The organism is Actinoplanes hulinensis, from assembly GCF_019429605.1.
GTDB lineage: Bacteria > Actinomycetota > Actinomycetes > Mycobacteriales > Micromonosporaceae > Actinoplanes > Actinoplanes campanulatus.
Genome location: NZ_JAHXZI010000018.1, coordinates 67,477 through 93,705 on the forward strand (window position 1 = coordinate 67,477; position 26,229 = coordinate 93,705).

Annotated in this window: 26 protein-coding genes; 19 read left to right on the plus strand and 7 right to left on the minus strand. The window is 70.7% G+C overall.

What is annotated here, in order from left to right; genetic code table 11:
* Positions 1-41 precede the first annotated feature (41 nt).
* On the plus strand, positions 42-554 hold the full coding sequence (locus KZ829_RS30525; RefSeq protein ID WP_308285729.1) for an NUDIX domain-containing protein: 513 nt from the start codon (positions 42-44) through the stop codon (positions 552-554).
* Here the strand turns inward: KZ829_RS30525 and KZ829_RS30530 are convergent.
* A complete protein-coding gene (locus KZ829_RS30530) occupies positions 443-895 on the minus strand; it encodes a hypothetical protein (protein WP_220147329.1) in 453 nt (150 codons plus the stop codon). The two genes, KZ829_RS30525 and KZ829_RS30530, sit on opposite strands and share 112 nt — an antisense overlap.
* Positions 896-1,072: 177 nt before the next feature.
* Between KZ829_RS30530 and KZ829_RS30535 the strand changes: the two genes are divergently transcribed.
* The 3 genes from KZ829_RS30535 to KZ829_RS30545 are packed head-to-tail and all read left to right on the plus strand — an operon-like array spanning position 1,073 to position 2,903.
* The gene (locus tag KZ829_RS30535; RefSeq protein WP_220147330.1) at positions 1,073-1,846 is read left to right on the plus strand and encodes an SDR family oxidoreductase; all 774 of its coding nucleotides are present in this window, start codon (positions 1,073-1,075) and stop codon (positions 1,844-1,846) included.
* 1 nt (position 1,847) lies between these two features.
* Entirely contained in the window at positions 1,848-2,300 is a 453-nt protein-coding gene (locus KZ829_RS30540; RefSeq protein WP_220147331.1) for a hypothetical protein, read from the plus strand.
* 51 nt (positions 2,301-2,351) lie between these two features.
* Positions 2,352-2,903, plus strand: coding sequence for a YbaK/EbsC family protein (locus KZ829_RS30545; RefSeq protein WP_220147454.1), 552 nt, complete (start codon positions 2,352-2,354; stop codon positions 2,901-2,903).
* A gap of 29 nt (positions 2,904-2,932) precedes the next feature.
* Here KZ829_RS30545 and KZ829_RS30550 read toward each other — a convergent pair whose 3' ends face one another.
* The 4 genes from KZ829_RS30550 to KZ829_RS30565 all read right to left on the minus strand — a co-directional run bounded on the left by KZ829_RS30550 (position 2,933) and on the right by KZ829_RS30565 (position 6,332).
* Positions 2,933-3,574: a DsbA family oxidoreductase gene (locus KZ829_RS30550; RefSeq protein WP_220147332.1), complete on the minus strand. Its 642-nt coding sequence runs from the start codon at positions 3,572-3,574 to the stop codon at positions 2,933-2,935.
* 1 nt (position 3,575) lies between these two features.
* A complete protein-coding gene (locus KZ829_RS30555) occupies positions 3,576-4,019 on the minus strand; it encodes a SufE family protein (protein WP_220147333.1) in 444 nt (147 codons plus the stop codon).
* Positions 4,020-4,176: 157 nt separating this feature from the next.
* A complete protein-coding gene (locus KZ829_RS30560; RefSeq protein ID WP_220147455.1) occupies positions 4,177-4,542 on the minus strand; it encodes a CBS domain-containing protein in 366 nt (121 codons plus the stop codon).
* A 56-nt stretch (positions 4,543-4,598) separates the two neighbouring features.
* The gene (locus KZ829_RS30565; protein WP_220147334.1) at positions 4,599-6,332 is read right to left on the minus strand and encodes a proline--tRNA ligase; all 1,734 of its coding nucleotides are present in this window, start codon (positions 6,330-6,332) and stop codon (positions 4,599-4,601) included.
* A gap of 171 nt (positions 6,333-6,503) precedes the next feature.
* Between KZ829_RS30565 and KZ829_RS30570 the strand changes: the two genes are divergently transcribed.
* The 12 genes from KZ829_RS30570 to KZ829_RS30625 all read left to right on the plus strand — a co-directional run bounded on the left by KZ829_RS30570 (position 6,504) and on the right by KZ829_RS30625 (position 21,430).
* Positions 6,504-7,403 carry a sulfurtransferase gene (locus tag KZ829_RS30570; protein WP_220147335.1) on the plus strand — a complete coding sequence of 300 codons (900 nt, stop codon included), beginning with the start codon at positions 6,504-6,506 and terminating at the stop codon, positions 7,401-7,403.
* A gap of 104 nt (positions 7,404-7,507) precedes the next feature.
* Positions 7,508-8,059 (plus strand): RNA polymerase sigma factor, encoded by a 552-nt coding sequence (locus KZ829_RS30575; protein WP_220147336.1) that lies wholly within the window; start codon positions 7,508-7,510, stop codon positions 8,057-8,059.
* Positions 8,056-8,889, plus strand: a complete 834-nt coding sequence (locus tag KZ829_RS30580; RefSeq protein WP_220147337.1) for a cupin domain-containing protein — start codon at positions 8,056-8,058, stop codon at positions 8,887-8,889. The genes KZ829_RS30575 and KZ829_RS30580 overlap by 4 nt, the downstream gene beginning before the upstream one ends.
* Positions 8,886-9,746 carry an ABC transporter ATP-binding protein gene (locus KZ829_RS30585; RefSeq protein WP_220147338.1) on the plus strand — a complete coding sequence of 287 codons (861 nt, stop codon included), beginning with the start codon at positions 8,886-8,888 and terminating at the stop codon, positions 9,744-9,746. The genes KZ829_RS30580 and KZ829_RS30585 overlap by 4 nt, the downstream gene beginning before the upstream one ends.
* Positions 9,743-11,209, plus strand: a complete 1,467-nt coding sequence (locus KZ829_RS30590) for a hypothetical protein (RefSeq protein WP_220147339.1) — start codon at positions 9,743-9,745, stop codon at positions 11,207-11,209. Before KZ829_RS30585 ends, KZ829_RS30590 begins: the two co-directional genes overlap by 4 nt.
* Positions 11,206-11,856 (plus strand): hypothetical protein, encoded by a 651-nt coding sequence (locus tag KZ829_RS30595; RefSeq protein ID WP_220147340.1) that lies wholly within the window; start codon positions 11,206-11,208, stop codon positions 11,854-11,856. Before KZ829_RS30590 ends, KZ829_RS30595 begins: the two co-directional genes overlap by 4 nt.
* A gap of 114 nt (positions 11,857-11,970) precedes the next feature.
* Complete coding sequence (locus tag KZ829_RS30600; protein WP_220147341.1) at positions 11,971-13,725, plus strand: HSP90 family protein; 1,755 nt, start codon at positions 11,971-11,973, stop codon at positions 13,723-13,725.
* Positions 13,722-16,517 carry an ATP-binding protein gene (locus KZ829_RS30605; RefSeq protein WP_220147342.1) on the plus strand — a complete coding sequence of 932 codons (2,796 nt, stop codon included), beginning with the start codon at positions 13,722-13,724 and terminating at the stop codon, positions 16,515-16,517. Before KZ829_RS30600 ends, KZ829_RS30605 begins: the two co-directional genes overlap by 4 nt.
* A gap of 43 nt (positions 16,518-16,560) precedes the next feature.
* Positions 16,561-17,166 (plus strand): TetR/AcrR family transcriptional regulator, encoded by a 606-nt coding sequence (locus tag KZ829_RS30610; protein ID WP_220147343.1) that lies wholly within the window; start codon positions 16,561-16,563, stop codon positions 17,164-17,166.
* Positions 17,167-17,326: 160 nt separating this feature from the next.
* Positions 17,327-18,256, plus strand: coding sequence for a hypothetical protein (locus KZ829_RS30615; RefSeq protein WP_220147344.1), 930 nt, complete (start codon positions 17,327-17,329; stop codon positions 18,254-18,256).
* A 273-nt stretch (positions 18,257-18,529) separates the two neighbouring features.
* A complete protein-coding gene (locus tag KZ829_RS30620; RefSeq protein ID WP_220147345.1) occupies positions 18,530-20,059 on the plus strand; it encodes a chaplin in 1,530 nt (509 codons plus the stop codon).
* 213 nt (positions 20,060-20,272) lie between these two features.
* Positions 20,273-21,430: an acyl-CoA dehydrogenase family protein gene (locus KZ829_RS30625; protein WP_220147346.1), complete on the plus strand. Its 1,158-nt coding sequence runs from the start codon at positions 20,273-20,275 to the stop codon at positions 21,428-21,430.
* Between the two features lie 7 nt (positions 21,431-21,437).
* Here the strand turns inward: KZ829_RS30625 and KZ829_RS30630 are convergent, their stop codons facing one another.
* Positions 21,438-21,923: a MarR family winged helix-turn-helix transcriptional regulator gene (locus KZ829_RS30630; RefSeq protein ID WP_204296596.1), complete on the minus strand. Its 486-nt coding sequence runs from the start codon at positions 21,921-21,923 to the stop codon at positions 21,438-21,440.
* Between the two features lie 100 nt (positions 21,924-22,023).
* Here KZ829_RS30630 and KZ829_RS30635 point away from each other — a divergent pair, with 100 nt between their 5' ends.
* Together KZ829_RS30635 and KZ829_RS30640 are read left to right on the plus strand one after the other, a co-directional pair.
* Positions 22,024-22,596 (plus strand): YceI family protein, encoded by a 573-nt coding sequence (locus KZ829_RS30635; RefSeq protein WP_220147347.1) that lies wholly within the window; start codon positions 22,024-22,026, stop codon positions 22,594-22,596.
* Between the two features lie 166 nt (positions 22,597-22,762).
* Positions 22,763-24,235: a glutamate-cysteine ligase family protein gene (locus KZ829_RS30640; RefSeq protein WP_220147348.1), complete on the plus strand. Its 1,473-nt coding sequence runs from the start codon at positions 22,763-22,765 to the stop codon at positions 24,233-24,235.
* A gap of 2 nt (positions 24,236-24,237) precedes the next feature.
* Here the strand turns inward: KZ829_RS30640 and KZ829_RS30645 are convergent, their stop codons facing one another.
* Complete coding sequence (locus KZ829_RS30645; protein WP_220147349.1) at positions 24,238-25,398, minus strand: A24 family peptidase; 1,161 nt, start codon at positions 25,396-25,398, stop codon at positions 24,238-24,240.
* 158 nt (positions 25,399-25,556) lie between these two features.
* On the opposite strand from KZ829_RS30645, the gene KZ829_RS30650 reads away from it, so the two are divergent.
* The gene (locus KZ829_RS30650) at positions 25,557-26,228 is read left to right on the plus strand and encodes a PASTA domain-containing protein (RefSeq protein ID WP_220147350.1); all 672 of its coding nucleotides are present in this window, start codon (positions 25,557-25,559) and stop codon (positions 26,226-26,228) included.
* Position 26,229: the final 1 nt, after the last annotated feature.

Here is a 26,229-nt window from a genome sequence, read left to right on the forward strand (position 1 = left end):
GAGCCCTGCGGCGCACAGTCCCGGCGGTTAGCCTGCATGGCGTGGACGAACGAAGACGGGCCGCCGCCGTGATCGTGCGGGACGGCCGTGTGCTGATGGTGCACGAGCGCAGCCGGCGATCCGGTGGCGGTGAGTGGTGGACCCTTCCCGGCGGCGGTCTGCGTCCAGGGGAGACGGCCGAGGAAGCGGTGCGGCGCGAGGTGTTCGAGGAGACCGGCCTCGTCGTCAGCGACGCCCGCTATGTGCTGGAGATGCCCTACCCGTCCGGCATGACCTCGGTCTTCGCGGTCAGTGTCGCGGATGGCGAGCCACGTGTCGGGCGCGATGACGGCTCCGGCCCGGAGCAGCTCGGTGTCGACTGGCTGCCCGTTCCCGAGCTGCCGATCGAGACCAACGGGGTGCCGGTCCCTCCGTTGATGGTGGTGCTGCCGACGCTCGCCGGTCAGACCGTGGGGGTCGAGTCCGCCACCGGGGCGTCCTCCGGCTCCGCGGAGGGTGCGGGCACCGGGAGGAACGGGGCGGTCACCGCGCGGCGCCGCTCCACCACGAAGTAGACGCAGGTGGCGGTGTAGCCCACGGCCAGGAGGCTGCCGAGTATGCGTATCGGCAGGGACATGAACGGGGCACAGCTCGCGGCGACGGCGGTCAGTGCCCAGATCGCCAGCAGCACGGCGTTGACCGTGTCCGTCCAGTACCAGTTGACCTGGGACCGGCGACGAGCCTGACGCTGGACCTCCACCACCAGGGCGTGCGCCATCATCGCCGCCAGCAGACCCAGCAGCAGGGTGGCGAAGAGCGAATGATGGCCGCCGGCGATGGAGACGAGCGCGGTCGCGCCGGTCAGTAGCGCGAGCCCACTGACGGTCCCAACGCGTGCCTTTCGGCGGTCCTCCACAATCACTGACGGTCGGCATGATCCGGCCGGAACTGAGGGCTTTCCGGAAAACAGGCCTTCGCGGTCCGCGGATCCGCGGACCTCTGAAAGGGTTTGGGTCTATTGTCCGCCCGCATCGTGATCGAGGGCACGTCACGATGCCGGGCCGTGGTTCGTCCCCTCCGCATGAGTGACTCGATGACAGTGCTGGTGACCGGGGCGAGCGGCACTCTCGGAACGGCGGTGGTGCCCGCCCTGACGGCCGCCGGCCACCGGATGCGGCCGATGAGCCGGCGGGCGCGGCCGGGATGGGTGACCGCCGACCTGGCGAGCGGAGACGGCCTCGACGACGCCGTACGCGGTGCCGACGCGATCGTGCACCTGGCCTCGGCGCCGGGCCGCCGGCAGCGGGAGACGGACGTGGAGGGCACGCGGCGGCTTCTCGCCGCGGCGGCCGGGGCAGGGGTACGGCACGCGCTGTACGTGTCGATCGTCGGGATCGACCGGGTGCCACTCGGCTACTACCGCACCAAGCTCGCCACCGAGGTCGTGGTCCGTGACTCCGGGGTGCCGTTCACGATCCTGCGGGCCACCCAGTTCCCCTCGCTGGTCGACACCCTCTTCACCACGTCGAGCCGGCTGGGCCCGCTCATCGTCGACCCGGGACTCCGTGTGCAGCCGGTGCACGTCCAGGACGTGGCGGAGCGGATCGTGGCTCTCCTCGGTGAACCGGCCACCGGGCAGGCCGCCGAACTGGCGGGGCCACAGGTGCTGACCTTCGGGGAGATGGCCCGTCCCTGGCTCGCGGCGCGTGGCAGTAAGCGGCCGGTCTGGTCGGTGCGGCTGCCGGGTGGTCTGGCCCGGGCGGTTCGGGAGGGCGGTCTGGTCGGTACCACCGGATCCACGGGTACGCGTACCTGGGACGACTACCTGGACGAGCGGTACGGGAACGCCGGGTGCGAACCTGTGTGACATGCACGAGGCGGTGGACCGGATCGAGGCGGCCTGGGAGTGGTGGTCAGCTGCGATCGACGAATCCCAGGAGGGGCGCTGGGTTCGCGACACCGTGGAGAGGCGGGTGCTGGCGGACATCACGGTCGCTACCCGGTGTCTCCACGGCGGCCGGTTGCCGCCGTTCACCGATGACCCGTTGCGCGTACGGGTGGGGCGAATAGCAGCCTGGGCGGGCGTCCTTCGTTTGGCCGCCCGGGCCGGTGGTTGGACCCTGTCGCCCGTGGTCGGGCACCGGCCACCGCATCCGGCGCGCATGCCGGAGCTGCTGTCCGGCATCTATGCGGTCGCTGAGTGGGGTGAGGTCTGGCTGGCGCGGCCGGAGACTCCCCCAGAGCGGGCCGTAGCGGCTGCCGAGCACTTCTTGGCCGGGCCCGGGTCGATGGAGGACCTCGAGTCGTTCTTCTACGACTGAGGCGTACCCCGCCGCGTTGTGATCGATTGACTGGGCAAGGATGTAGTCATGATGGGACGGCTGCGGACCGAAATCGCCCAGACCCGGCCGGATCTGCTCGCGCCGGCCGTGGCCGAGGCGCTGACGGTTTGGCCGGCTGAGGCGCCGATCGACGCCGACCAGGTGCTGGTCGCGCCTATCGACCCGGGGCTGGCGGACACGGCGGCCTTCTGCGAGGCGTACGGAGTGGGGCTGGCCGAGTCCGCCAACTGCGTGATCGTGGCCGGGCGCCGGGGCGAGGCCACCCGCTATGCGGCCTGCATCATCCTCGCGACCACGCGCGCCGACGTGAACGGCGTGGTCCGGCGGCACCTGGACGTGCGGAAGGCAAGCTTCGCGTCGATGGACGACGCCGTGGCGCTGACCGGGATGGAGTACGGCGGGATCACCCCGATCGGGCTCCCCGCCTCGTGGCCGATTCTGGTCGATGCCCGTGTGGTTGCCGCCCCGCACGTGATCGTCGGTTCCGGTGTTCGGCACAGCAAGATCGCCATCGCCGGCCCGGCCCTCGGTGCCTTACCCGGCGCCGAGGTCATCGATGGCCTGGCCCGTGATGCGGCGTGACGGTTATCGATTCTGTTTCACGTGAAACGTCATAGACCGGTATTGACGTCTGCTCGGCGGGCGATCTCCGCGAAGGCGGCGACCAGCGTCTCTGTCTCCTGAGCGCCCTGGACCTGGTACTTGCCGTCGATCACGAAGTTCGGGACGCTGCTGATTCGGAGCGCCCGTGCCTCCTCGATGTCGATCCGGACCGCCTTGGAGCCGGCGTCCGTCTCCAGATAGGTGAGCGCGGCGGTGCCGTCCAGGCCGATCGAGCCGGCGACCGTGGCCAGGGCGGGAAGCGAACCGATGTCGATGCCGTCGGTGAAGTGCGCGCGCTGGAGCGCGTCCAGCATGTCGGCCTGCCGGTCCTGTGTCTGCGCCCAGGCGATCAGCCGGTGCGCCGCGAAGGTGTTGGCCGCGATTGCCCGGTCGAAGTCCAGGTTCAGGCCCTCACTGGTGCCGATCGCGGTGACCTGCGCGAAAATCTGCTCGGCGCGGGCCGGGCCGCCGAACTTCGCCGCCATCACCTGCTTGATCGGCAGTGGATCCGGCACCGGGGCGGGGTCCAGTTGATAGGCCCGATAGGTGACCGTGGCCGGGCCGTCGAATGCGTCCAGGGCGTTCTCCAGCCGCCGCTTCCCGATGTAGCACCACGGGCAGACCACATCGGACCAAACCTGAATATCCACGTCACTCCGTTTCGGCCGGGGTCGCCTGGGCGGCGACCTGGCGCTTGAGGCGGGCCAGAATGGCGGTCCCGCCGCGGACCCGCAACGGGCTGATCGCTTGGGCCAGCCCCATCCGGGCATAGAGATCATCGGGTACGGCGAGGATCTCCCCGGTGCTCGCCCCCGCCAGTCCCTCGGCCAGGATGCCGGCGAACGCCCGGGTCGTCGGCGCCTCCGGTGGGCAGTCGAAATGGGCCACCACGGTGTCGTCCGGCTGCACCACCGCCTTCAGGAAGAACGCGGTCTGGCACTCCGGAACCTGCTCCATGCCCTCGTGCCCGGCCAGGTCCGCGGGCAGTGGCGGAACGGCGTCGGCGAACTCCAGCAGCATCTCGAGCACGACCTCGCGCGGGGCGGAGGCGAACTCGTCGACGATCTCGACCAGCTTCGGTGGCATGTCAGTCACGCCATCGACCCTAACGCGCTGATCAGCGTGACCCGTTGTGGTGTGCCGGGCCCTTGGTAGCGCCGGATCGTGAGCCGGTCAGGCGGCGGCTGAGGTAGGCAGCAGCGCGATGTCGCTCAGGCAGCGGCCTTGAGGGTAGGCGGCAGCGCGATGTCGGTCAGGCAGCGGCTGACGTGGGCAGCAGCGCGATGTCGCTCAGGCTCAGGATCCCGACCAGATTGCGGTCGGCGTCACAGACCAGCAGACGGCGGACGCCCCGCTCACGCATGGCCTGCACCGCCTCCTCCACCGAGGCGCTCTGCTCGACCATGAGCAGCTCGCGGGTGGCGATCGCACCGAGCGTCGTGGTGGCCGGTGGCAGGTCCTCCGCGATGGCGCGGATCACGATGTCCCGGTCGGTGACGATGCCCGTCATGGTCGGGCCGCTGGTCACCACCACATCGCCGATGCCCCGGTCACGCATGGCCTGGGCCGCTTCGTCGAGCGGGGTGTCCTCTGGCAGATAGACCACCTGACGGGTCATCGCATCCGCGACCAGTCTCACCGCGCTACCACCCTTCCGCTGCCGGTATCTCACGGTTACCCGACCTCCGCCGTGATCACACCCGCCACATCCGCAACGGGCACTTCCTGCCGGTCCTGACTGCGCCGGTCGCGCACTTCCACATACCCCTCCGAAAGACGGCGACCGACCACGACGGACCGTGGGATGCCGATGAGCTCGGCATCGGTGAATTTGACGCCCGCCGACACGTTGGGCCGGTCGTCGACGAGCACCCGCAGCCCGGCCCGGGAAAGTGTGGCCCCGAGCGTGAGGGCCGCCTCGACCTGGCCGTCCTTGCCGGCCGCGACGATGTGCACGTCGGCCGGGGCGATCGCGGCGGGCCAGACCAGGCCCCGATCGTCGTGGTGCTGCTCGGCGATCGCCGCCACCGCCCGGGACAGGCCGATGCCGTAGCAGCCCATGGTGGGCCGCACCGGTTTGCCGTCGGCGCCGAGCACGTCGACCTTGAACGCGTCGGTGTAGCGCCGGCCGAGCTGGAAGATATGGCCGATCTCGATGCCCCGGCGCATGGTCAGCCTGCCCTCGTCGCAGGCCGGGCAGGGATCGCCGGGCCGCACCTCGGCCGCCTCGATGACGCCGTCCGGCGTGAAGTCGCGGCCCGCCACCACGTCGGTCGCGTGCTTGCCGGGCTGGTTGGCGCCGGTCAGCCAAGCCGTGCCGGTCGCGACGCGGGGATCGGCCAGATACCGGATCTTGATGCCCTGCGGGCCGATGTAGCCCTTGACCAGGTCGGGCCGTGACGCGAAATCGTCGAAGAGGACCGCGGTGGCCGGCGCCAGGACGGCGTTGAGCCGCTTGAGATCGACGTCACGGTCGCCGGGCAGGCCGATCGCCAGCAGCTCCGGCTCGCGGCCCGGGTGCTGGACGGTGACCACCACGTTCTTCAACGTGTCGGCGGACGTCCAGTCGGTGCGCCCACCGAGCGCCCGCTCGTTGGCCAGATCGACCAGCGAGGCGATCGTCGGCGTATCGGGGGTGTCGTGCACCGCCATGGCCGGGGCGGTCGGCTGTCGCACGGTGGGCGCCGGAGTGGTCACGGCCTCGGTGTTGGCCGCGTAATCGCACGCGGTGCAGCCGACATAGGTGTCCTCTCCGACCTCGGCCGCGGCCAGGAACTCCTCGGACGCCGAGCCGCCCATCGCGCCGGAGGTGGCCGCGACGACCGTGTGCTCCAACCCCAGCCGGTTGAAGATCCGCTGGTAGGCGGCGCGCATCCGCTCGTACGCCTCCGCGAGCCCGGCATCGGTGAGGTCGAACGAATAGGCGTCCTTCATCAGGAACTCGCGACCGCGCAGCAGACCACCGCGGGGACGGGCCTCGTCCCGGAACTTGGTCTGGATCTGGAACAGGATCAGGGGAAAGTCCCGATACGACACGGTCATCTCCTGCACCAGCAGGGTGACCATCTCCTCGTGGGTGGGCGCGAGCAGATGGTCGGCCCCACGCCGGTCCTTGAGGGTGAAGATGTCGTCGCCGTACTCCGTCCAGCGGCCACTGGTCTCGTAGGGCTCGCGGGGCAGCAGCGCGGGGAACGAGACCTCCTGCCCGCCGGCCGCGAACATCTCCTGCTGGACCACGGCGGTGACGCGGTCCAGCACGAGCTTGCCGAGTGGCAGCCAGGTGTAGCCGCCCGGAGCGGCGCGACGGACGAATCCGGCGCGCACGAGGAGGCGATGACTCGGCACCTCCGCGTCCGCCGGCTCCTCACGCAGGGTCTTGAGCAGCAAGGTGGACATCCGAAGCAGCATGCAGGCGAGCTTAGGGACCGGGTACGACGAAAACATCCGGTTATCTCGTTGTCACCGGCATCACGTTGTGTTGGTCCCCCGCACGTGGCGGTAGCGAGCGGTGACAACCATGCCGTCACGGCCGCGCCAAGCCCGCACGATCAGGCAGCGACAGGCGCTAGCGTGACAGGCATGTCCGTACCGAACGATCCGGCGCAGGCGCTGCAGGCGTACGCGCATCCCGACAAATTGGTCACCACCGAGTGGCTCGCCGCGAATCTGGACACCCCCGGCCTGGTCGTCGTCGAGTCGGACGAGGACGTGCTGCTCTACGACACCGGCCACATCCCCGGCGCGGTCAAGGTCGACTGGCACCTGGAGCTGAACGACCAGGTCAGCCGGGACTACCTGGACCCGGCGGCCTTCGCGGCCCTCTGCGCGGCCAAAGGCATCGGCCGTGACGACACGATCGTCTTCTACGGCGACAACTTCAACTGGTGGGCGGCGTACGCGCTGTGGGTCTTCGGTCTGTTCGGCCACCGCGACGTGCGGCTGCTCGACGGCGGCCGGCAGAAGTGGGTGGCCGAGGGCCGTCCGGTGACCCGTGAGAAGACCGTCCGCCCGGCCGCCGACTACCCGGTTCCGGTGCGTAACGACTCCGAGATCCGCGCTTTCCGTGACCAGGTGATGGGTCATATCGCCACCGGGCGGCCGCTGGTCGACGTGCGCTCCCCCCAGGAGTACACCGGAGAGCTGACCCACATGGAGGCGTACCCCCAGGAGGGCGCTCTGCGTGGTGGCCACATCCCGGGCGCGGTGAGCAAGCCGTGGAAGTCCGCGGCCAACGACGACGGCACGTTCAAGTCGCACGACGACCTCGTCAAGATCTATCGCGACGAGCTGGGCCTGGAGTCGGCGGACGACATCATCGCCTACTGCCGTATCGGCGAGCGGTCCAGCCACACCTGGTTCGTGCTGCGGCACCTGCTCGGCTACCCGCAGGTGCGCAACTACGACGGCTCCTGGACCGAGTGGGGGAACCTGGTCCGGGCGCCGATCGCCAAGGGTCCGGAGCCCGGAACCCTCAGCTGATCCATCCCGAAACGGCGCTGCCGAATGGCGGCGCCGTTTTCTCGTGAACCGAATCCGGGGCCATCGGCGATAGTCCAGATGTGCGACGGAGAAGATTTCGACCGGTGCCGCCGGTCAGCGAGCAGAGCAGTGACGCTGACCTGCTGCGCGCCATCGCCGACGGGCAGACCGCGGCGCTGCGCCTGCTGCACCACCGGCATGCCGGCTGGCTGCGCGCCCGGCTTCGCCGACGCTGCGCGGACCCCGATGTGGTCGATGCCGCGATCCAGGACACCTTCGTCGCGGTCTGGAAAGACGCTCAACGGTACGAGGAGGAGCGCGCCGACGCGGCCGCCTGGCTCTGGACCATCGCGGTCCGCCGGCTGCTCTCGGCCCTACGTGGCCCGGCGCATCGCTGGCTGAGCAGCCCTTCCGGCGAGCTGCCCGACGTGACCACCACACCCTCCGCCGAGGAGCTGGTGCTGCTCGGTGTCGAGCACGGCGCCCTGGGCCCGGCTCTGGACCGGTTGTCCCCCGAGCTGCGCCACCTGATCGAGGCCACCGCGCTGGACGGGCTCACCGTCCGGGAGGCGGCGAAGCTGCTCGGCATTCCGGAGGGCACCGCCAAGACCCGGCTGATGCGGGCCCGGAGCAGATTGAGGGAGCTGCTGACATGAGCGAGTGGCATCTGGACCCGGAGCTATTCGAGCAGTATGAGCAGGGCGTTCTCAACCCGAGCCGGGTCATGGCGGTGGAGGCGCACATGTCGGCCTGCGCCACGTGCCGCGGCCGGGTTCCGGTCGACATCACCTGGCTGACCGGAAACTGGTCGATCGTCTTCGACAACGTCCACGCCCCGCAGGCCGGTCCCGTCCAGCGGTTGCTGACCCGGGTGGGCCTGCCCGAGCACCGGTTTCGGCTGCTCACCGCGACCCCGGCGCTGCGCTGGTCGTGGCTGATCGCCACGCTGTCGGTCGTCGCCCTCGCGGTGATCGCGGCCTCGCTGGCCGCGGTCGGCGAGACCGGCGGGGCGAGCCGGTTGTTCCTGGTCCTCGCCCCGGTCCTGCCGGTGGTCGCGGTCTCCGGCGCCTACGGTTCGGGCATCGACCCGATGCACGAGATCACCGGGACCACACCCTCGGCCGGTCCGGCCCTGGTGCTGTGGCGGGCGATTGCGGTGATCGGCGCCGCCACGGCGCTGGCCGGCGTCGCCGGGCTCCTGATGCCCGGTCCGGGGTGGTATGCGGCTGCCTGGCTGCTGCCCGCGTTGCTGCTCTGCACCGGCACGCTCGCGCTGGCCACGGCCTGGTCCCTCCAGGCCGCGGCGGTCGCGCTCGGCGGCCTCTGGCTCGCCGGGGTGTCCTGGGGGCTCGGCGTCCGGTCCGAGGTCTTCATCCCGTTCGTGTTCGGCCCGATCGCGCAGTTCGTCTACCTCGCCGCGGCGGCCGCCGCCGTGGCCGTCCTGATCCGGCGGCGACGCCACTTCGACCTGGGGGAGAGCCGATGACCACGGTCACCGTGCAGGGAGTGTCCAAACACTACGGATCGCTGACCGCGCTCGACGGCGTCGACCTGGAGATCGGGGTCGGCGTGACCGGCCTGCTGGGGCCGAACGGCGCGGGCAAGAGCACCCTGCTGCGCTGTCTGGCCACCGCGCTCGGCCCGGACAGCGGTTCGATCCGGGTGCGCGGGTTCGACCCTGCCGTGCCCGCACAGCGCACCGAGGTGCGGCGCCGGATCGGCTACCTCCCACAGAATCCGGGTCTGTATCCCAACTTCACGGCGTACGACCTGCTCGACTACGTCGCGGTGCTGAAGGAGATCACCGATACGCGGCAGCGTCGCGCCGAGGTCCGGCGGGTGCTCGACGAGGTCGAGCTCACCGACCGGGCGAAGACGAAGGTGCGCAAGCTCTCCGGCGGCATGCGGCAGCGGCTCGGCCTTGCCCAGGCGCTGCTCGGCGACCCGGAGCTGTTGATCCTGGACGAGCCGACGGTCGGCCTCGACCCCGAGCAGCGGATGCTCTTCCGCGCGCTGATCTCCCGCATCGGCGAGCGCCGCACCGTGCTGCTCTCGACGCACCAGACCGAGGACGTCGGGGCGCTCTGCGAGCGGGTCGTGGTGATGAGCGGTGGCCGGGTGGTCTTCGAGGGCAGCCCTCGCGAGCTGGCCGGCGTCGCCGACGGGCAGGTGTGGTTGTCCGAGTCACCACCGCAGGGAAATACGGCGTATTGGCGCAATGCGGACGGGCTCTACCGGGCCATCGGGCAGCAGCCGGACGGCGCCGAGGCGACCCGGCCGTCCATCGAGGACGGGTACCTCATGCTGTTGGGCCGGGCGGCGATCGCCGAGGTGGTCCGGTGACGATCACCGTCGAGCGGACCGGGCGCCCGGTCCCGTCCCCGCGGGTGGCGACCATCGCGCTGGCCCGGGCCGAGGCTCGCCGGGTCTGGCGCAGCCCCTTCCTCTGGACCGGGCTGGTGTTGTCCATCGTCTCGGGCCTGGCCTGGTCCTGGACCCGGCTGCCGACCTGGGAGACGTTCCACGAGAACAGCGGCATGGCCGCGGTGGTGCTGGCCGCCGCATTGCTGATCACCGCTCAGATGGCGGTCGCGCGCGACCACCGGGCCCAGGCCGTGGAGACCATGCGCACCATGCCCACCGGTCCCGGCCGGCGCAGTCTCGGGCAGCTCGCGGTGGTTCCGATCGCGGCCCTCGCCGGGCTCGTTCTCTATGCGGCGATCCTGCTGCTCCTGCTGCCGACCTGGCCGGTCGGGCGATTCGAGCCCTGGGCGGCCGTCGTGGTGGTCGTCATCCCTCCGATCGGGGCGGCGATCGGCCTGGTGGCCGGCCGGATCCTGCCTGCCGCCGTGACCGGGCCGCTCGCCGTGGTCGCCATCTTCCTGGCCCTCTCGGTGCCGTTCGTCTTCGTTGACAGTGCGGACATCAGCTTCTGGCCGGTCACCTTCGTCGAGTGGGACTTCGGATATCGCTACCCGCACGGATGGCATCTGCTCTACCTCGCCGGCCTGCTGGTGGCGGCCGTCGCCCTGGCGTCCTGGCCGGCCGCCCGCCGGGCGTCGGCGGTGATCGCGGCCGTGTCCGTGGTGTTCGCCGGCTACGCCGTCCAGCACGAGGCGGCGATCACCCCTGACTTCGTCGACGCGGAGGAGGCGCTGCGACGGACCGCTCCGGAGATGCTCGACTGCCGGGTTCATGCCGAGGTGCGTTATTGCGCCCTGCCCGGATACGCGCCATGGATCGAGTACTGGCGCGACGCCGTCGAGCCGGTCGCGTCCCTTCTCCCACCGGGCGCCCGGCGCCCCTCCATCCGGCAGATCGCCACCATGGACGACATGAAGCCGATGACTCCCGGCTATCCCGAAATGATCATCTCGGACAGCTGGGGGCGGATCGGAGGCTGGGCCGGGGACTCACAGCGCAGGATGACCCGCGACTACGTGTCGACCAGCATCGGGATTCTCACCCGGGACCCCATGGCGTGGCTCACTTGCGACGCGTCGGGCCAGCACCGGACGGTTGTCGGCCTGTGGATGCTGGGCCGGGCCGCACCGGGCGAAGGATGGACGCTGCCCCGGACCCGGTACGGGCCGGCCGAGATCCAGGCCGCCGAGAGCCTGCTGGCCATGCCACAGGACAGGGTGGCGAGCTACCTTGCTGAGCACTGGTCCGAGGTCCTCGACCCGTCATCGACCGCGCTGGCCGGGCTCGGCGTGACCCTGGAACCGCCGCCGATCCCCACCGAGCCGCCGGCCTCGCCGGCCGCCGGCACGATGGCCCCGGACGACCGTGGGGTCTGCACGTGACCCGGCCCCTGACCCCGCACCTGATCCGGGCTGTGCCGTGGTGGCCCTTCGCCGGGGCGGTGCTGCTGGCCGTCGTGGCGCAGCTTCCGGTGCTTCTGAAGGACCCGCCGCCCGCCATGATCGTGATCGACCTGCGGATCGCGGCGGCCGTGCTCGGCGCCGCGGCGGGGTTCGCGTTGCCGGATCTGATGGCGTCCACAGTGATCAGTCCGTTGCCGCGCTGGCGGCGGCAGTGGTTGCGGATCGCCCTGCTGCTGGTGCCGTCCGTCCTGGTCTGGGGCCTGCTCTACCTCGCCGTCCGGAATGCGGCCGGCCCGGCCGTGACCTGGCCGCACGGATTCGTGATCCTCCAGGCGGCGGTGTGCGGGCTGTTGCCGGTGGCGGCCGCCGCGGTCGGTGCCCGCTACCGGGACGACGCGTCCGGTGCGCTTCTCGGGCCGGTCGTTCAGGGGGTCGTCCTGGTGGTGAGCCTGTTCTTCACCGATCGCAGCTCGCCCTGGCTGCTCCCGATGGACGGGGTGTGGACGACGGCCCAGCGCTGCTGGCCGATTGCCCTGGCGCTGGTCCTGGTCACGCTCCTGGTCGCCAACCGGGAGACGCCGGCGACGCCTTACCTGACGGCTCGGCGGGAGGGTGGGAAGCGCTGATCGCGACGGTGGATCGTGCCGGAGGCCGGTCCAACGGGGGCCGTCGCGATCAGTGCGACTCACCGAGCGATATCGGTCTGATTTTGTCGTAGGTAACCGGTACCGTGCCGCACCGTGAGCAACACGTTCCAGGTCGACCTGCGGGGCATCGTCGATCTGCTCAGTCATCACCTCTACGCGAGCCCCCGCGTGTATGTCCGGGAGCTGCTGCAGAACGCCGTGGATGCGATCACGGCGATCGGCCCCGGGCACGACGGCGTGGTGACGATCGCCTCGTCGGACACCACCGGCGACGGCACCCTGCGGATCGACGACAACGGCATCGGCCTCACCGAGGCGCAGGTCCACGAGTTGCTCGCCACCATCGGCCGCAGCTCGAAGCGCGACGAGCTGGGCTTCGCCCGGCACGAGTTCCTCGGCCAGTTCGGCATCGGCCTGCTCTCCTGCTTCCTGGTCGCCGACGAGATCCGGGTGCACACCCGCCGGGAGGGCGCTGCCCCGGTGCTCTGGACCGGCTACTCGGACGGCCGTTACGCGGTGCGTGCCGGCGACGACCGCGAGCCGGGCACCACGGTCACCCTGCTGCCCCGCCGCGGTGCCGAGCACTTCCTGACCGGTTCGACGGTGGCCGACCTCGCCACCACCTACGGCTCCCTGCTCCCGGTCGCCGTGTCGGTCGACGGCCGCGCGGTCACCACCGGCACCGTGCCCTGGGAGCTGCCGCACGAGTCCCGTCTGGCGTACGCGCAGCGCACCCTCGGGTTCCGCCCGTTCGACGTGATCGAGCTGAACGTGCCGTCCGCCGGGCTCACCGGCGCCGCGTTCGTGCTGCCCACCCCGGTCAACCCGGCGAGCCGTGGCGGCCACCGGGTCTACCTGAAGCGGATGCTGCTCTCCGAGAGCATCGAGGGCCTGCTGCCCGAGTGGGCCTTCTTCGCCCGCTGCGTGGTCGACAGCACCGAGCTGCGGCCGACCGCGAGCCGGGAGGCGCTCTACGACGACGGCATGCTCGCCGAGACCCGGGAGGCGATCGCCGACCAGCTCCGCGGCTGGCTGGTGCGGTTGTCGGCGACCGACCCGCGCCGTCTTGCCGAGTTCCTGAGCATCCACCACCTCGGCGTGAAGGCACTGGCCCTGCACGACGACGAGATGCTGCGCCTGGTCGAGCAGTGGTACCCGATGCAGACCAACATGGGCGAGGTGACCCTCGCCGAGTTCCGGGCCCGGCACGGTGTCCTGCGGTACGCCGCCACCGCCGACGAGTTCCGGCAGCTCGCGGGTGTCGCCGCGGCCCAGGAGGTGGGCCTGATCAACGGCGGGTATGTGTACGACGCCGAGCTGATCCAGCGCCTCGCCGCCACCGATCCGGAGGTCCGTGCCGAGCGGCTCGACCCGACCGATCTGACCACCCGCTTCACCGGCCTGGACGCGGAGACCGAGCTGTTGCTGCGACCGTTCCTGGCGGCCGCCCAGCGCCGGCTCGACCGGCTCGGCTGCGAGGTCGTGGTGCGCGCCTTCGACCCGGTCACCATGCCCGCGCTGTACCTGGTGAGCCGTGCCGCGGCCTTCCACGGCGAGTTCACCGCGGGCCGGGATCAGGCCGACGACCTGTGGGGCGGGGTGCTGGACGCGCTCTCCCGTACCGTGCCGGCCGACCGGCCGCAGTTGGTCCTCAACCACCGCAACCCGCTGATCCGCCGGATCGCCGCACTGGGTGACGACGAGCTCGCCGGCCTGGCCGTCGAGTCGTTGTACGGGCAGGCGCTACTGCTCGGCCACCACCCGATCCGCCCGGCCGACGCCGCACTGCTCACCACGTCGTTCCTCGGCCTGCTGGATCGGGCCGTTCCGGGGGAGGAGACCCGATGAAGACCGCCCAGGAGCTGTGGGAGCTGCTCGAAGAGGCGCAGCACCTGCCGTACGGTGCCGCGCAGATCGCCCTGGTGGAGCAGGTTCTCCGGCACGTCGACACGACCGACGACCCGGCGCTGCGGTTCTATGCGCGACTCTTCGCGACCACCGCGTACATCTACGGCGGCGAGCCGGTGAAGGCGTTCCCGACCTTCTCCTGGTGCGTGGCGGATTTCGATCGCAACCCGGGGCCGCACCACCAGCGCTGGATGCACAACCTGCTGTGGCTGTTCAAGAACATGGTCAACTCCCTGACCAAGTTCCCGGAGGTGCCGCTGGAGCGCACCTACGCGGTGCTCGACGACATGGAGCGGCGGTACCGGGAATCCGGCCACGGCATGCAGGCGGTCTACAAGCACCGTTACCTGGTGGCGCAGCATGTCGGGCGGACCGGCGAGGTGGCGGAGTGGTTCGAGAAGTGGCAGGCCGCGCCCCGCGACACGCTCTCCGACTGTGCCGGCTGCGACCCGACCACCCTGGTCAACCACCTGGCCGACCAGGAGAGGTACGAGGAGGCCGCCGAACTGGCCGGCCCGGTGCTCGCCGGTGACCTGTCCTGTTCCGAGCAGCCGCAGAGCATCCTCAGCGAGCTGATGCCGGTCTACCTGCGGACCGGCCGGCTGCGGGAGGCCGCCGACGCGCACCGCCGGTCGTACATGATCGAGCGGAACAACCTGGCCGACCTGTGGGGTGTCGGCGATCACGTCCGGTTCTGCGCGCGCACCGGTAACGAGCACCGTGGCCTGGAGATCCTCCAACGGCACGTCGACTGGCTGGACCAGGCGCCGTCACCGGCCGCCGCCATGAACTTCGCGGCGTCCGCGGTTCTGCTGCTGCGCCGGCTCACCGAGCTCGGCCACGGTGACACGCTGATCCGCCGGGCCGGCCGGGCGGACGTCACCGCTTCGGCCCTCGCCGGTGAGCTGGAGACGTTCACCCTCGAGACGGCGGCCCGGTTCGACGCACGAAACGGCACCCGGCACCAGAGCGGCCTGATGGCCGAGGTGATGGAGTCGAAACCGTACGGTGTGAACGTTCCGCTCTCCCCGACCGCGCGCCGCCCGGTGTCGCCGGAGACGAAGATCGTGACGCCGGAGCCCCCGCGAGTGGTGACACCTCCGGTGGAGGTGCCGGAGGCGGCGACGCCCGCGGAGCTGATCGACCTAGCCGAGAAGCACTGGCTGGAGGACCGCGAGGACGCCCTCCGGACCGTGCTGGCAACCTTCGGCGCCCGGTTCGAGGTGCCCGCCGATCCGGCGCTGGCCGCCCGCCTCTGGCTGCTGCGCGGTTTCGCGGCACCGGACGACGACGGCGCGGCGACCAGGTCCGCCTGGGAGCGGGCCGCCGCATTGTTCACCGAGGCCGGGGACACGGGCGAGGCCGGGATGACGCGGGCCCGGCTGGCCGTGCAGAAGGCCTGGACCGACGAGCCGACCGACGAGTTGCTGGCCGTGGTGGAGGCGAATGCCGCCCATCACGACGCCCACGGCGACGCGCGCAGCCGGGCGAGTGCCTGGGTTCGTCTGTCTCAAATGTACCGACTCTTGCAGCGGATGGACGAGGCGAACGAGGCCGGTGACCGATCGGACCGCTTCGCCGAGGAGATCGGTGATCCGCGGCGGGTGGCGTACCACGCGATGATCCGGGCGCAGAACCGTGCGCTGGCCGACCGGAGTGAGGAGGCCGGCGCGGCTGCCCGTCTGGCGTGGGAGTTCTACCGGGCGCACGGTCCGGCCCGGGCCGCCGCCGAGGCGGCCGTGCTCGTCGGTCAGCTCAGCGAGTCACCGGAGGAGACGGTGGCCGTGCTCAGCGAGGCGCTCGCGGTCGGTGTGCCCGGCGCCGAGCTGCCGTCCCGCCTGCACCGGGCTCGCGCCCTGATGAATCTGGACCGCCCGGACGAGGCGATCGACGACTACGTCGAGGTGGTCGCGCTGGTCGCGGCCAACGGTGACGGCGACGGCGGTGGCGTCTTCGTCCGGCACGAGCTGGCACAGGCGTACAAGCAGGCCGGCCGTCCGGCGGAGGCGGCCGAGGTGGCCGAGGAGGCGCTGCTCGGTTTCGACCGGCTGGGCGCCGAGGAGCCGGCCCTCGACACCCGGTTCCTGCTGGCCGCGATCTACCGCGACCTCGACGACAGCAGCCGGGCGCTCCAGCTCTACCGCGACCTGATCGAGCGGTTGGAGGGCAATCCGGCAGGCCGGGGCCAGGTCGGTGAGCAGGCCGGTCAGCTGCTGTACGACCTGGACCGCGACAGCGAGGCCGCGCTGACCTTCCGGGCCGCGGCCGCGGCGTTGCACGAGGCCGGCGACCTGGTCGCCGAGCTGCGGGTGCTGCGCCGCCGGCTGATGGCGCTCAACTACGCCGACGAGGTGCCGGAGGCGGAGGAGGTCATCCGGTTCGCCGAGCGACGGTACGCGGAACTGCCCGCCGAGCTGGGCGCGCAGCCGGGTGTCGTCTGGGGCCGATCCACCTTCGCCTTCGAGGTGGGCAACCTGCTGATGCGCCGGGGCCGCTACGCCGAGGCGCTGCCCCACCTGCGGGGCGCGGTCGAGCCGTTGCGCGGTATCGGCGCGGTGGACGACGCCGACCGGCTGGAGGGCATGCTGGCCGAGGCGCTGCTGCGTTCCGGGTCACCCGGGGAGGCCGAGCGGGTGCTCGATGATCTGCTGAAGCGGATGAGTCCGGAATCGCCCACCCGGGAGCTGGCCACCGGCCTGTACGCCGAGGCGCGGGCGGCTGTCCAGGGATGAACGACCGTTCAGTGCGGACTTGACATCGGGTTACAGTTGCGAGGTGACGACGGTAGATCAGCGGCACCGGACCACCCCACCGGCGCCTCGGCGGCGGTCGCGCCGCGACGAGATTCTGGAAATCGCGGTGGGCCTGTTCGCCTCCCGTGGCTATCACGGCGTGTCGATGGACGACATCGGTTCCGCCGCCGGCGTCACCGGCCCGGCTCTGTACCACCACTTCGCGGGCAAGGAGGCGATGCTGGTCGCCGCCCTGATCCCGGTCAGTGAAAGCCTGTTGCAGGGCGGCCAGGAGCGCGTCGTCCGGCATCCGGACGACGCGGAGGCCGCCCTCGCCGATCTGATCGACTTCCATGTCGACTTCGCTCTGGCCAACCCCGCGGTGATCGCCCTGCATCTGCACGAGCTGGACCGGCTGCCGGAGGATCCGCGCCGGCAGATCCGCAAGCTGCAACGGCTCTATGTGGAGGAATGGGTGGCCGTGCTGTCCCGGGTCCGCCCGGAACTGCCCGCGCCCGAGGCCCGGGTGCTGGCTCACGCGGCGTTCGGTCTGATGAACTCCACACCGTTCCTCGGCGGCGAGGTGGACCGGGCGCGCCGCGCCGCTTTGCTGCGTGACGCGACGGTCCACGCGCTGACCGGACACTAAGGACAAGTGTGATTTTCGCTGCTTTTTCTTGCGATCATTTTTCCGATTTGTCCGCGTGACTTCCGGCTCGCTCCCGTCGTTACCAATACCGAGTGGCCAATACCGCCTGTTTCTAGTGAACAGGGCTAATCGGTCACCGTGACGACGAGGGGTGAAAGCCATGGCGGGCTGGGGGGTCGAGCGCGACGAGCGCGCGACGAGCCGGTCTCTGCCGGGCGCCCTTGGCGGCTCCCCGCTCATGCCGTCCCACAGCCAGGGGGCGGAGCGGCGGACGGAGCGCCGCGCGGGCCGCACCGGATCCCGGTGGATCCTGCGTGCATTCGTCGTCGGAGGCCTGGCCGGAGCGGCCTGGCTGCTCACCGGCTCCGCCGCGCACGCCGCGGACCACGAGGACCTGCTCGGGTCCGCGTTGTCCGAGGTAGCGACGGTGACCGGGAACGAACCCACGGTCGGCGAGCTCCTTGAAGCGGCTGTCCGGCCGCTGGAGACGTCCATGCCGGTGGAGGCGATCGACGAGATCGTGGACGAGGTGACCGCGATCGACGGCGAGCCCGTCGGCGCGTCGCTGCGAACGGCGGCCGCTGCACCGCGTGCCAGCGGTGGACCGGTGGACGACCGGGCGCAGACCGAACCGGTTCCGGTGGGGTCTCCGCCGGAACCGCCGGTGGCCGCTGCGGCCCCGGTGACCGACGTCGACGTCACGGCCGCCGTGCCGGATACGAAACGGCCGGAGAAACCGGTCGTCGTGCGTACCGGAAAGGCGAAGCCGAAAAAGGCTGAGGTCGTGGCCGGTAAGGCCAGGGCACAGCTCAGGTCCCACGTTCAACGGCGCATTCCGGCCGCCCGGCCGGCGCCGGAGACCGCCCGTGACGAGGTGCCCGATGACGGGCCCACGCCACGGGGCATGAACCTCGGGGCAGTCAGCGGCATCCCGGCCAGCGGCTCGGGATCGTCTTCGGAGGCCGGCTCGGTAGCCGTCCTTCCGGCCAGGCTCGCGAACGGCGCGGTGGCGAACCACCAGCTGCCGGTAGCGGCCGATGTTGAGGCCCGGCGGAACGACGCCGAGGCACCGACCGTCTCGCCTGACTAGTGACGGCGTTCCGCCTACCCTCCACCGGCGCTTCGTAGGGCGTCCGGACAGCGATTCCTGAACCGTTTGCGCACAAGCGGCGAATCGTCAAGGACTTGAGGGCATCACCTTCACCGCTATCGAAGCGTCACCTCAGGGCGCGTGTCGACAGGCGGAGTCAGGGCTTGGAAATAGCGCCAGGGCACCGCTGCGCCCAAAAACTGTGGTTCCGGACCAGACAAATGAATACGCGGAAACAATTGCTGACCATTTGCGAAAGGCAAATCTTTTCTGATGAAGAAGACTTGGGTTCGTAAGACTCTGAGTGTCGGCGTCCTGGCCGCCGGTGCCCTCCTGCTGGCCCCGGCCGCGGTCGCCCAGGCCGACGTCGACCAGGCAACCTTCAACAACTTCGGCGCGGCCAACGGCACCCAGGTCGCCATGCCGATCACCGTGCCGGTGAACCTGGTCGGCAACTCGGCGGGCGCCCTCGGCTCGGCGCAGGCGTTCGGGGCCGGCACCAACAAGGTCGAGAACGCCGGTGGCCGGACCAAGCAGCGCTCGTTCAACAACTACGGCGCTCTGAACGGCACCCAGGTGGCCGTGCCGGTCAACGTGCCGGTCAACGTGACCGGGAACGCCGCCGCCGTGGCCGGCCATGCGACCGCCAAGGGCGTCAGCGCCAACCAGGTGGAGTCCGCCCGGACCCCCGAGAGCATCTGGGGCGGCGGTCCCGGCGGCGGCAGCAGCCCGGACCAGCTGAGCTACAACAACTACGGCGCCCTGAACGGCAACCAGGTGTCCGTGCCGATCAACGTCCCGATCAACGCGTGCGGCAACGCCCTCGCGCTGCTCGGTAGCGCGACCGCGAGCGGCATCTGCGCGAACCAGATCGGCCCGACCTACCGCATGGCCCACCCGCAGGAGAGCAAGAAGGCCGGCAAGCGCACCGAGAGCGCCACCGCTGCCGGGGGCGGCTCCGGCGACCAGGTCACCACCGGCAACTTCGGTCTCCTGAACGGCAACCAGGTGTCCGTGCCGATCAACATCCCGATCAACGCGTGCGGCAACGCGATCGGCGTGCTCGGTTTCGCGAGCGCGAACGGCATCTGCGCGAACCAGATCGGTGGCGGCGGTGGCCAGCCGATCAGCTTCAACCGGGACAACGGTCACCCGGGCGGCGGCCAGAACCCCGGTGGCGGCTTCCCCGGTGACGGCTTCCCTGGCGGCGGCTTCCCCGGTGGCGGCTTCCCCGGTGGCGGCGGGATCCTCCCCGGCGGCGTTCTCCCCGGCGACGGCTACCCGGGCGGCTTCTTCCCCGGTGACGACGAGGGCCCCGACTACGGGATCGTGCCGGTGCACAACTATGTGCCGTACTACCCGGTTCCGGACTACATCCTCGACGACTGCGACGAGTTCCTGGGCGACCTCGGCCCGGACGGCCCGCGGGACTACTACCCCGGCGACCGGCGGCCGAGGTTCAAGGGCAACGGCATCGTCAAGGGCGACGGCAACCAGTGGGCGCCGGGCGACGACGTCCGCGGCGACCAGGCCGCCAAGGGCGTCAAGGGCGTCAAGGGCGGCAAGGCCAACGCCAACGCCGGGTACGACAAGGGCGGCAACCGCGGCGACGACTTCCCGGCCGACACGAAGGACGACTTCGAGAACCCGGCCGACGACAACGACGTCAGCCCGGACAAGTACGGCAAGGGCAACGGTGGCCGGACGAACGAGAACTCCCCGGTCTCCGCGCTGACCAAGGACCTGGGCGGCGTCGGCTCGGGCAACTTCGGCGGCCTCGACCTGCTCGACACCCTGCGCTGACCGCACACGGTGGGAGGCTGGGTTGCGCCGGTCCCGGGCGCGACCCGCATCGGCAAGTGACGCCGATGACCGCCGGCGCTACTCCACAGCGCCGGTAGCAGTGAAACGGACGGGAGTCTCCTCGACCAGGAGACTCCCGTTCGTCGTTGCCGCCTCCCGAACAGTGAGATAACCTAACGTCCGTTAAGCCTAACGAGCGTTAAGGATGGGGCAATGGTCGACTTCCGGCTCGGTGATGAGTATGCGGAGTTGCGCGACAGTGTGCGGCAGTTCGCGCGGGAGCAGATCGCGCCGGTGATCGCCGAGCACTACGAGAACAAGACCTTCCCGTACGAGATCGTGCGCCAGATGGGAAAGATGGGCCTTTTCGGTCTTCCCTTCCCGGAGGAGCACGGCGGGATGGGCGGCGACTACTTCGCGCTCTGCCTGGCCCTGGAGGAGCTGGCCAGAGTCGACAGCTCGGTCGCCGTCACCCTGGAGGCCGCCGTCTCGCTGGGCGCCATGCCGATCTTCCGGTACGGCACCGACGAGCAGAAGAAGCAGTGGCTCCCCCGGCTGACCAGCGGTGAGGCGCTCGCCGCCTTCGGCCTGACCGAGCCGGGCACCGGGTCGGACGCGGCCGGCACCACCACCCGGGCGGTGCTCGACGAGAGCACCGGCGAATGGGTGATCAACGGGACCAAGGCGTTCATCACGAACTCCGGCACCGATATCACCTGCCTGGTCACGGTGATGGCGGTGACCGGCATCAACCCGGACGGCAGCAAGGAGCTGTCGACCATCATCGTCCCGTCCGGCACGCCAGGGTTCACGGTGGCGCCGGGCTACTCGAAGGTCGGCTGGTGCGCGTCGGACACCCACGAGCTGTCCTTCGACGAGGTCCGGGTGCCGGCCGCCAATCTGCTCGGCGAACGCGGCCGTGGCCTGGCCCAGTTCCTGCGCATCCTCGACGAGGGCCGCATCGCGATCGCCGCGCTCTCGGTCGGCCTGGCCCAGGGCTGCGTCGACGAGTCGGTGACGTACGCCGGGAACCGCACCGCCTTCGGCCGGCCGATCGGCGCCAACCAAGCCGTCCAGTTCCTGATCGCGGACATGGACATGCGCGCCCACGTGGCCCGGCTCGGCTACTACGACGCCGCCGCCCGGATGCTCGCCGGCGAGGAGTTCAAGCGGTACGCCGCGATCGCCAAGCTGAACGCCAGCAACGCCGCCATGGAGAACAGCCGGTACGCCACTCAGGTGCACGGCGGCTACGGATTCATGAACGAGTCCGCGGTCGGCCGGTTCTACCGTGACGCCAAGATCCTCGAAGTCGGCGAGGGCACCTCCGAGGTGCAGCGCATGCTCATCGCGCGAGGCCTCGGACTGTAGTGACCGATCAGGCGGGCAGCGCGGACTCCGTGCTGCCCGCCGTCGCGCACGGGTTGACCGCGTCCCGGACCGTGCGCAGCGAATCCAGCAGCTGGGTCAGCCGCTCCTCGGGAAGCAACCCGACATACCACCGCTGAACCAGCTCCAGGTGACCCGGCAGGACCTCGGTGAGCCGCTGCATGCCCTCGTCGGTGATGACCGCGTAGGAGCTGCGCCGGTCGCTCGGGCACGCCTCACGACGGACCAGCCCGCTGCGCTCCATCCGGTCGACGACCCGGGTGACACCGCTCGTGGACAGGGTGGTCTGCCCGGCCAGATCGGTCATCCGCAGGTGATTGCCGGGTGACCGGGCCAGCCTCATCAGCACCTCGAACTCCACCGGGGAGAGGCGGTGCTCCTCGAACTGCGCGGCCAGCCGGTTCATCAGGCCCGTGTAGGCCTCCGCGAGCAGCCCGACTGCGGTGAGGCGTGGGTCGTCCAGGTCCGTGTTCACGCTTCGACTCTAGCAGGCACTTGACAGGAGGAATATTGCGGCGCATATAGTTGCTCCGTCAGACAAGCATCCGGACCGAGCTTCGAGAGAAGGCAGTGTCATGACCGTCAGCACCCGTGAGTTCGAAGGCCTCCAGATTCCCGCCGCCGGCACCTACGAGCTGGACGCGGCGCACAAGCGGGTCGGCTTCGTGGTGAAGCACCTCATGGTGAGCAAGGTTCGCGGCCAGTTCGCCGAGGCGACCGCGACCGTCACCGTGGCGGAGAACCCGCTGGAGTCCTCGGTCGTCGCCTCCATCAAGACCGGCAGCGTCGAGACCGGCCAGGTCGACCGGGACAACCACCTGCGTACCGGTGACTTCTTCGAGGCCGAGAAGTACCCGACGATGGAGTACCGCAGCACCGGCGTGAAGTCGCATGCGGGCGCCGAGTTCGTCCTCGACGGCGAGCTCACCATCAAGGGCGTCACCCGGCCGGTCGAGCTGGTCGTCGAGTTCGAGGGCGCCACCACCAGCCCGTACGGGCAGCATCTCTTCGGGTTCAGCGCGCACACCGAGATCGACCGGGAGGACTGGGGCCTGACCTACAACATGGCCCTGGAGACCGGTGGCGTGATGATCGGCAAGAAGATCAAGATCGAGATCGAGGGCGAGGCCATCCTGCAGCAGGGCTGATCGTCCTCATCGGAGAACGCCGCCCGGTTCCGGGCGGCGTTCTCCGTGTATCCGGATGGCTGGCGGTCGTCCGCGAGGGATGGCAGGGTGAACCGAGCGCAGTCGTTCGTTCACAGAGCGGTGATCGATATCCGTTTCGTCCCCAGCCGTCCCGGGAGGGCAGCACATGGGCAAGGAACTGGTGACCGCCGTCTTCTCGCCGCATGATCGGGTGCTGTTCCGGCGGAGGGTCCGCCGTGGCCTCGATGCGCTGACCGGGATGCTCGAGGAGGGCCGGATCGAGGCCGGCGACCGGACCACCGGCCTGGAGATCGAGATCAACCTGGTCGACGCGGAGGCCGCCCCGGCCATGCGCAACGCCGAGGTCCTGACCGACCTGGCCGATCCCCGCTTCCAGTTGGAGCTGGGCCGGTTCAACCTCGAGCTGAACGTGCCACCCCGGTCGCTGGCCGGCGACGGGCTCGGCGATTACGAGCGGGAGATCCTGCAAGCCCTGCGTGCGGCCGGCGACTCCGCCCGCAAACGGGAGACCCGGCTCATCCTGATCGGGATGCTGCCCACCCTCACCGCCGGTCAGCTGGTGCTCGGCGACATCTCCGACAACGAGCGGTTCCGCGCGCTGGACGCCGAGATCGCGGGCGCCCGCGGTGACGCCTTCCGGATCGACATCCAGGGCCCGGAGCGGCTGCGGACCAGCAGCGACACCATCGCTCCGGAAGGCGCCTGCACGAGCGCGCAGTTCCACCTGCGGGTCAACCCGGCCGATTTCGCCCGGTACTGGAACGCGTCCCAGGCGATCGCCGGAGTTCAGCTGGCGCTCGGCGCCAACGCGCCGTTCCTCTACCGGCGGCGGCTCTGGGCGGAGACCCGGATCCCGTTCTTCGAGCAGGCCACCGATGCGCGCCCGGACGAGTTCGCGGCCCAGGGCGTACGACCGCGGGTCTGGTTCGGCGATCGATGGATCGAATCGATCCTCGATCTGTACGAGGAGAACGTCCGGTACTTCCCACCGTTGCTGCCGGAACTCGGTGACGAGGACCCGGTCGCCGTCCTGGCCGCCGGCGGCATCCCCGAACTGCCCGAGTTGCGCCTGCACAACGGCACCGTCTACCGGTGGAACCGGCCGGTCTACGACGTTACCGGCGGCCGTCCGCACCTGCGGGTGGAGAACCGGGTCCTGCCGTCCGGCCCCACCGTGGCGGACATGCTGGCCAACGCGGCGTTCTACTTCGGACTCGTCCGGCAGCTCGCCGAGGAGGATCCGCCGCTCTGGGCGTGCCTGGACTTCGCGGCGGCCGAGGCCGGCTTCCGGACCGGAGCACGGGACGGGATCGAGGCCCGGCTGTTCTGGCCCGGCCTCGGCGAGGTGCCGGTGACCGATCTGGTGCGCGACGTGCTGCTTCCCCGCGCCCATTCCGGTCTGGACCGGTACGGGGTGCACCCGGCGCATCGTGACCGGTTCCTCGGCATCATCGAGGACCGCTGCCGGACCCGGCGCAACGGCGCCGTCTGGCAGAGCGAGACGGTCCGTACCGTCCAGGAACGCGGCCTGGACCGCGCGGTGGCGCTGCGCGAGATGACGCAGCGGTACCTCGAATTCCAGCGCACCAACGAGCCGGTGCACACCTGGCCGATCTGAGGTTATTTGCCGGGCTTCTTGGGATCGTCCGGGTTGATCCGGGCCACCGTCGGGCTGGCCGGCGGCGGGGTGATGGTGGACCGTGGGGCGGTGTCGCCGTTGCCGTTGCGGCGCTTGGCCGGGGTGCGGCCGGTCGGGCGGGACGCCTCGGCGATCTCCGGGTCGGCCGGGTCCGGCTTGGCGTCCGGCTTGGTGGAAGGCGTCGCCTTTGCCGGCGCGGGTGCGGTCACCCGGCCGGTCGCCTTGGCCGGCTTCGCCGGGGCGCTTTCCGTCTTCGGGACGGGGACGGGAGTGAGCCGACCGCGCCGGCCTGTCACCAGGGCCACGGTGAGCGCGGATCCGCCCATACCGGCGAGGACGGCGTACGGAGCGATGAGGTACGCCGACTGCAGCGGCCCCATCGCCTCGGTCAACAGTGGCGCCAGGGTGAGGAACGAGAAGGCGACCAGCAGCGGCCCGACCGCGCCGGAGATCGCCGTGCCCAGCCCCAGATCGCCCTTCAGCGCCGCCGGGCCGGCCGCGACCAGGCCGATGACGAATGCCGCGACCAGGGTCAGCAGGGCGCTCGGCCAGTAGATCCCGCCGTAGCGGACGGGACTCACCGACTCGGCGAACTGCCAGCTGGTCAGGTAGGTGGCGAAGTCCCGCCCGGTGACAAGCTCGGCCACCACGCCGGAGATGGCCAGTGTCCACAGCCACAGCGCGGTGCCGATCAGGTTGGCCGCGACCGGGGTGGACGACACCGCCCAGAACGCGACCACGAGGCCGGCCAGCAGACCGGCGAGCGCATAACCACTGGCGACCAGTTGGGGGGACAGGGTGTCGGCGCGGACCGCGGACCGGGCCGGTAGCGCGACCAGCACGACCGACACCAGCGCGCCGATCGCCGAGGCCGTCGCCAGCGCGAACCGCCAGAGCGCCCGCCACCGGCCGGGCCGTTCGGCTCGGAGCCGACCGGCGATGACCGCGCCGAGCACCGTGGCGCTCGCCGTGATCCAGGTCGCCCAGCCGAGGCTGCCCAGCCAGACGCTGTCGGCGTCGGAGAGCGTGACCGGCCAGGTGATGACACCCAGGCCGTAGCCCAGACCCAGTTGAGCGGCCCCGGTCCCGGCCGCGATGCCGGCCGCGGTGGCAGCCTGTGTTGTCCAGCCATTCTCGGCCATGCCGGGCACTGTACTGGTCTTCGCCGATGTCTGGGAAATGGTCGCCGATCGGCGGCACTCGGCCGCTTTACGGCTGGTGGAAACCACAACCAGGCCGCAAGATTCGATACCTTGACGCTGCGACTAGCGCGGATGTACGGAGCGGAAGGGGCGCGGTGATGCCCGAGGAGCGCGAACCCGAGCGGGATGACGAGACCCGCCCGTTGTCGTCAGTGGATGAGGAGCCGTCCCCGCGACCGGAGGACCGTGGCTCGGACGTGTGGACCGGCCGGGCCGGTGTCCGGCCGTACGGGGCCTATCGCCGTGACGAGTTCGACGAGGACGGCGACTGGGCCGACGGCCGGCCCGCCGAGCCGTCCGGCCGCTGGTGGACGCCGATCGCCATCGGCACCGTCTCGCTGGTCCTGCTCGGGCTGCTGGGCTTCGGCATCATGGTGATCGTGCGGGATTCGGACGGCGAGGTGGAGACTCCGGCCACACCCGCCGTGCGCGCGACGACGACCGAGCCGGCCGATCCCGGCGTGACGACCCCGCCCACGGTCACCGAGACGATCACCACACCGCCGACGACCGACGCGGCGGATCGCGAGGTGACCGTGCCCGCGCTGCGCGGGATGCCGCTGGCCGACGCACAGGCGGCACTGACCCGCTCCGGACTGGGCTACCGGGTGATCCGCCGGGAGAGCGACGCCGAGCCGGGAACGGTGATCAACTGCGACCCCGCGGAGGGTCAGCAGGTGCCGTCGGACACCCGGGTGACCCTCATCGTGGCCACCGCGCGGACGGGCGACCCGTCTCCGGCGACACCGGCGTCCTCCATCGGAGGTTGAA